Genomic DNA, 6479 nt, shown 5'->3' on the forward strand with positions numbered 1-6479 from the left:
AGGTCGCGCTCGGCGACGACCTGCACGAGGAGCCGCCCATCGAGTCGTTCCAGGCGCGCGACGAGGACGTCCCGGCCATCGCGTCGGCGGTGCGCGCGCGCGTGGCCGAGGAGCGGGAGGCCTCGGGCGAGGCGGCTGGTGCTCGTCCCGAGCCTGTCGGCGAGCGCCACCGAGCACGTGACCGACTACACCGGCCTGGCCGGGCACGAGCGGACCTGGCAGGCGGTGGTGTCGCTGAGCTGGTCGTTCGACCTCACCACGCTCGCGAACATGCGCGCACAGGACGCCGTCGCGGACGGCGCGCGGGCGCGCGAGGAGCGGGCGCGGCTGGCGGCGCACGACGACGTCCACCGCGCGTGGATGACCGTCCGCACCGACATCGCGCGCAGCCGGTCGGCGCGGGTCCAGGCGGAGGTGAGCCAGCGCGCCGCCGGGCTGGCGCTGGAGCGCTACCAGGCGGGGGCGGCCGACCAGCTCGACCTGCTCCAGGCGCAGCGCGACGCCTTCAACGCCGACGCCGCCCGCATCCAGGCGGACGCCGAGGTGTCCGACGCGCGCGCGCAGCTCCGGCTCGCCGCGGGCCGCAACCTCCTCGACGCGCGGGCACCCTGATCGGGCGTCACGCCCTGACCTTCACACACGTCTTCCAGCAGGAGCGCACATGAAGAGCAAGAAGCAGTGGGCAGTGTTCGCGGTGGGCCTGGTGGTGGTGCTCGCCATCCTGGTCGGGGTGAAGGCCGGGCAGATCGTCACCATGGTCCGGGCCGGCGAGGCGTTCGTGCCGCCGCCGGAGTCGGTCACCTCGGCGAAGGTCGAGGCGGCCGAGTGGGAGGCCGCCCGGGCCGCGGTGGGCTCGCTGGTGGCGGTGCAGGGCGTGACGCTCGCGGCCGAGCTGCCCGGCACGGTGCGGCAGATCGCGTTCGAGTCCGGGAGCAACGTGCGTCGCGGCCAGCTGCTGGTCCGCTTCGACACCTCCGCCGAGGAGGCGCAGCTCGCCGCGGCGACCGCGGACGCCGCGCTGGCGAAGGTCAACCTGGAGCGCGCGCAGCGGCTGCGGCAGGGCGAGGCGAACGCGCAGGCCGACCTCGACGCGGCCGACGCGAAGGCGAAGCAGGCGGACGCGACGGTGCGCAACCTGCAGGCGATCATCGCGAAGAAGACCATCCGCGCGCCGTTCGACGGGCGGATCTCGATCCGGCAGGTGGAGCTCGGCCAGGTGGTGTCGCCGGGCAGCCCCATCGCCTCGCTCCAGTCGGTGACGCCCATCCACGCGGACTTCTGGCTGCCGCAGCAGGCGCTGGTGGACCTCGCGGCGGGGCAGAAGGTGCGGCTGCGGACCGACACGTTCCCGCGCGCCGACTGGACCGGCGAGATCACCACCGTGAACCCCGAGGTGGACCCGGCCACCCGCAACGTGCGGGTGCGCGCCACCTTCCCGAACAAGGACGGGCGGCTCCGCCCCGGCATGTTCGTGAACGTGGCGGTGCTGTCGGCGGAGAAGCGCAAGGTCCTCGCCATCCCCGCCACCGCGGTGATGTTCGCCCCCTACGGCGACTCGGTCTACGTGATCGAGCAGAAGAAGGACGCGAACGGGAAGCCCACGCTGGTGGCGCGCCAGCAGTTCGTCCGCACCGGGGAGCGCCGCGGCGACCTGGTGGCGGTGCTGGACGGCCTGAAGGGCGGCGAGACCGTGGTCAGCAGCGGCGTGTTCAAGCTGCGGAACGGCGCCGCCGTGGCGGTGAACGACTCGCTGGCGCCGCGCGCGCAGCTCGCGCCGAAGCCGACGGAGAACTGAGATGAAGCTCACCGACCTGTTCGTCCGGCGCCCGGTCATCGCGGTCGTCGTCAACCTCGTCATCGTCATCGCGGGCCTGCAGGCCATCCGCACGCTGAACGTGCGGCAGTACCCGCGCAGCGAGAACGCGCAGATCACCGTCACCACCACCTACGTGGGCGCGAACGCCGAGCTGGTGCGCGGCTTCATCACCACGCCGCTCGAGCGCGTCATCGCCTCCGCGGACGGCATCGACTACCTGGAGTCGGAGAGCAAGCAGAACGTCTCGATCATCCGGGCGCGCCTGCGGCTGAACTACGACTCCAACCGCGCCCTGGCCGAGATCGGCTCCAAGATCGACCAGGTGCGCGGGGACCTGCCGCCCGAGGCGGAGGTCCCGGTGGTCGGCATCGAGACCGCCGACAGCCAGTTCGCCTCCGCGTACCTGAGCTTCTCGTCCAGGTTCCTGAAGCAGAACGAGATCACCGACTACCTGGTCCGCGTGGTCCAGCCGCGCCTCTCGTCGATCGAGGGCGTGCAGCGGGCCGACATCCTGGGCGCCCGCACCTTCGCGATGCGCGTCTGGCTGCGGCCGGACCGGATGGCCGCGCTCAACGTCAGCCCGGCGCAGGTGCGCGAGGCGCTCGCCCGCAACAACTACCAGGCCGCGGTCGGCCAGACGAAGGGCTCGCTGGTCCAGGTGAACCTCACCGCCAACACCGACCTCCGCTCGGTGCGCGAGTTCCAGCAGCTGGTGGTGCGCGAGCACGACGGCGCCACCGTCCGCCTGGGCGACGTGGCCGACGTGGCGCTGGGGGCGGAGGACTACGACGCCGAGGTGAACTTCACCGGCGAGACCGCGGTGTTCGTCGGCATCTGGGCGCTGCCCGACGCCAACTCGCTCGACGTGATCAAGCGCGTGCGCACCGAGATGGGCGCGATGCAGACGCAGATCCCGGAGCAGATCAAGGCGGTGGTGGCGTACGACGCGACCGCCTACATCCAGGACGCCATCAAGGACGTCGAGCACACGCTGGCCGAGACGCTGGTCATCGTGGTGATCGTCATCTTCCTGTTCCTCGGCTCGCTCCGCTCGGTGCTGGTGCCGGTGGTGGCCATCCCGGTGTCGCTCATCGGCGCGGTGTTCCTGATGCAGGCGTTCGGGTTCACCCTGAACCTGCTCACGCTGCTCGCCATCGTGCTCTCGGTCGGCCTGGTGGTGGACGACGCCATCGTGGTCGTCGAGAACGTCGAGCGCCACCTGCGCGAGGGGAAGTCGCGGATGGAGGCGGCGCTCGCCGGCGTCCGGGAGCTGGTCGGGCCGGTGATCGCCATGACCATCACGCTCGCGGCGGTCTACACGCCCATCGCGTTCCAGGGCGGCCTGACCGGCTCGCTGTTCCGCGAGTTCGCGCTCACGCTCGCCGGCGCGGTGACCATCTCCGGCGTGGTCGCGCTCACGCTCTCGCCCATGATGTCCGCGCACCTGCTGCGCGAGGGCGGCGAGGCGAAGGGCCTGGCCCGCCTGCTGGAGCGGGGCTTCGAGCGGGTGCGCGAGGTCTACGCGCGCCACCTGGAGAAGTCGCTCCAGGCGCGCGGCGCCATCTACGCCGCCTGGGTCGCCATCATCGTGCTGGTGGGGGTCATGTTCGCCATGGCGCCCCGCGAGCTCGCGCCCACCGAGGACCAGGGCGTGGTGATGGGGATCGTGAACACGCCGTCGAACTCCACGCTCGAACAGCTCGTGCCGAACACCAAGGCCGTGAACCGCTCGCTCATGGAGATGCCGGAGTCGCAGTTCACCTTCCAGATCACGCAGCCCACCGGCGGCTTCTGGGGCGTCGGCCTGAAGCCCTGGACCGAGCGCGACCGCACCGCGGCCGAGGTGCTGCACGAGGTGCAGGGGCGCCTCGCGGTCATCCCCGGCATCCAGACGTTCGCGATCCTGCCCCCGGCGCTGCCCGGCGGCGGCAACTTCCCGGTGGAGATCGTCCTCGCCTCCACCGCGGACACCCAGGAGATCCTCGGGTTCGCGCAGCAGCTCCAGGAGAAGGCGGCGAAGAGCGGCATCTTCGCGTTCCCGCCGCTCATCGACGTCAAGATCGACCAGCCGTCCTCGGAGATCGAGATCGACCGCGAGAAGGTGGCCGAGCTCGGCCTCGACCTGCGCACCGTGGGCCAGGACCTGGGCTCGGCGGTGGGCGGGAACTACGTGAACCGCTTCAACGTGGGCGGCCGCAGCTACAAGGTGATCCCGCAGCTGCTGCGCTCGGAGCGGCTCAACCCCGAGCAGCTCGAGGACATCCACGTGACCGGGCCGGACGGGCGGCTCATCCCGCTCGCCTCCATCGCCAAGATCCGCGACCAGGTGACGCCGCGCTCGCTGAACCGCTTCCAGCAGCTCAACGCGGTGAAGCTGAGCGGCGTCGCCATCCGCCCGCTCGACGAGGCGCTGTCGTACCTGGAGGACGAGGCCGGGAAGATCCTGCCCGCCGGGTACGTCATCGACTACACCGGCGAGTCGCGCCAGCTCCGCACCGAGGGCAACAAGTTCCTCCCCGCGTTCCTGCTGGCCATCGTGCTCATCTTCCTGGTGCTCGCCGCGCAGTTCAACAGCTTCCGGGACCCGCTGGTGATCCTGGCCGGCTCGGTGCCGCTCGGCATGTTCGGCGCGCTCGCGCTGGTGTTCCTGAAGATGCCCAACCCGCAGATGCCGTTCTTCACGGACGGCTGGACCACCACGCTCAACGTCTACTCGCAGGTGGGCCTGGTGACGCTGGTCGGCCTGGTCGCGAAGAACGGCATCCTCATCGTCGAGTTCGCGAACAAGCTCCAGGAGCAGGGGCTGAGCAAGGTGGAGGCGGTGCGGCAGGCGGCGGTCACGCGGCTGCGGCCCATCCTCATGACCACCTTCGCGACCGTCTTCGGGCACCTGCCGCTCACCTACGTGACCGGTCCGGGCGCGGAGGCCCGCAACAGCATCGGCCTGGTGCTGGTGGCGGGGATGACGGTGGGCACGGCGTTCACGCTGCTCTTCCTCCCGTCGATCTACGTGCTGATCGCGCGCGACCACCGGAAGGAGGCGCTCGCGGCGCGCCCGGCGGTGCTGGAGCCGCCGGTGAACGTGCCGCTCCACCCGCAGCTCCCCTCCGGCACCGAGCCCTGAGGGGCGGAAAGGAGGCCGTCATGGACTGGGTCTATCCGATCACGGTGTTCGCCCACGTCGCCGGCGCGGTGCTGCTGGGCGTCGCCGGCGGGATCGAGGCGGTGGCGCTCGCGAGGCTCCGGCGCGCCGCCACGCCGGACGAGGCGCGGAGCTGGCTCGGGCAGCTCGTGCTGCCCGGGCGCCTCGGCGGGCTCGCCATGCTCGCCATCCTCGCCTCCGGCATCTGGATGACGGTGTCGGTCTGGGGGCACGCGCCCTGGATCGCGAGCGGCTTCATCGGCATGGTGCTGATGGGCGCGCTCGGCGGCGCCGTGACCGGGCGGTGGCTGAAGCGGGTCGGCCCGGCGGTGCAGCAGGAGCGCGGGCCGGCGCTGACGCCGGAGCTGCGCGCGCGGCTCGCGAGCCCCGTGCTCGACGCGTCGCTCCGGCTCCGCGCCGCGCTCGGCGTGGGCGTGCTCGCGCTCATGGCGATGAAGCCGACCGGCGGCCCGGCCGCGGCCGTCCTCCTCGCGGCCTCGGCGGCGCTCGGGCTCGCCTGGGCGGCGGGGCCGCTCGCCGCCGCACGGGGCAAGGGCGCGCAGGCCGGCGGCGTCTGACGCCGGGCCGGACCACATCGGCGCCGCCCGGCGCCGGTGTGGGTCCGGCGGCTGGAAACTCGGGGATCGCGCGGCGGGGCATGAATCCCCGGGGTCGGTGGTTCGTCCCTCCATCGGTGCTCGCCCGGCCCGCTGGAGGGCCGCGGCTCCGACAGGAGGTCGAGATGCGCTGGTTGCCCGTCGCGTTCGCGCTGCTGCTCGCCCCGCTGGCCCCCGCCCGCGCCCAGGTCAGCGTGGGCATCGGGATCACGGCGCCCGGCGTCTCCATCGGCATCAACGTGCCGGCGTACCCGGAGCTCGTCGCGGTCCCGGGCTACCCGGTCTATTACGCCCCGCGCCTCCCGGCGAACTACTTCTTCTACGACGGGCTGTACTGGGTCTACGCGAACGACAACTGGTACGCGAGCAGCTGGTACGACGGCCCGTGGGACGCGGTGGACCCGTACTACGTGCCCGCGTACGTGCTCCGCGTCCCGGTGCGCTACTACCGCGCGCCCCCGCCGTACTTCCGCGGCTGGCGCGCCGCCGCGCCGCCGCGCTGGGGCCACCACTACGGCCACGACTGGGAGCACCGCCGCGCCGGCTGGGACCGGTGGGATCGGCGCGCCGTGCCGCGCCCGGCCCCGCTGCCGAGGTACCAGCGCGGCTATTCGGGCGACCGCTACCCGCGCGCCGTCGAGCAGCAGCGCTCGATCCGGAGCACGAGCTACGGCTACCGCCCGCGCGAGGACTTCTCGCGGCGTCACGACCCGGGCCCGGGCCCGGGCTACCGCGGCGGCCCCGCCGCTCGGCCGCACGAGTCGCAGGGCTGGAGCCGGGGCGAGCCGCAGCCGGCGCGCGGGCCCGGCGGCCCCGGCGGCCGTGGCGACGGGTGGCAGCGGCAGCAGCCGGAGCCGCGCCAGGACCGCGGCGGCTGGCAGGATCGCGGCGGGCAGGGCGGCCG

Annotated in this window: 5 protein-coding genes; all 5 read left to right on the forward strand. The window is 72.9% G+C overall.

Features of this window, described 5'->3' with window-relative positions:
* The first annotated feature begins 138 nt into the window (after positions 1-138).
* Entirely contained in the window at positions 139-612 is a 474-nt protein-coding gene (locus PSR1_RS20740; protein ID WP_237758179.1) for a TolC family protein, read from the forward strand.
* Between the two features lie 49 nt (positions 613-661).
* Positions 662-1795, forward strand: a complete 1134-nt coding sequence (locus PSR1_RS20745; RefSeq protein ID WP_059439287.1) for an efflux RND transporter periplasmic adaptor subunit — start codon at positions 662-664, stop codon at positions 1793-1795.
* Between the two features lies 1 nt (position 1796).
* Positions 1797-4940 (forward strand): efflux RND transporter permease subunit, encoded by a 3144-nt coding sequence (locus tag PSR1_RS20750; RefSeq protein WP_059439288.1) that lies wholly within the window; start codon positions 1797-1799, stop codon positions 4938-4940.
* A 20-nt stretch (positions 4941-4960) separates the two neighbouring features.
* A complete protein-coding gene (locus tag PSR1_RS20755) occupies positions 4961-5536 on the forward strand; it encodes a hypothetical protein (RefSeq protein ID WP_059439289.1) in 576 nt (191 codons plus the stop codon).
* A 164-nt stretch (positions 5537-5700) separates the two neighbouring features.
* Positions 5701-6479, forward strand: a 779-nt coding sequence (locus tag PSR1_RS20760; RefSeq protein ID WP_059439290.1) for a hypothetical protein, incomplete at its 3' end; no start/stop codon positions are given.

This window comes from Anaeromyxobacter sp. PSR-1, assembly GCF_000964525.1.
Lineage (GTDB): Bacteria > Myxococcota > Myxococcia > Myxococcales > Anaeromyxobacteraceae > Anaeromyxobacter.

Bases quoted from the DNA above. Each gene is read 5' to 3' on its own strand.
- PSR1_RS20755 (WP_059439289.1), top strand. From the start codon at position 4,961: ATGGACTGGGTCTATCCGATCACGGTGTTCGCCCACGTCGCCGGCGCG.
- PSR1_RS20750 (WP_059439288.1), top strand. From the start codon at position 1,797: ATGAAGCTCACCGACCTGTTCGTCCGGCGCCCGGTCATCGCGGTCGTC.
- PSR1_RS20745 (WP_059439287.1), top strand. From the start codon at position 662: ATGAAGAGCAAGAAGCAGTGGGCAGTGTTCGCGGTGGGCCTGGTGGTG.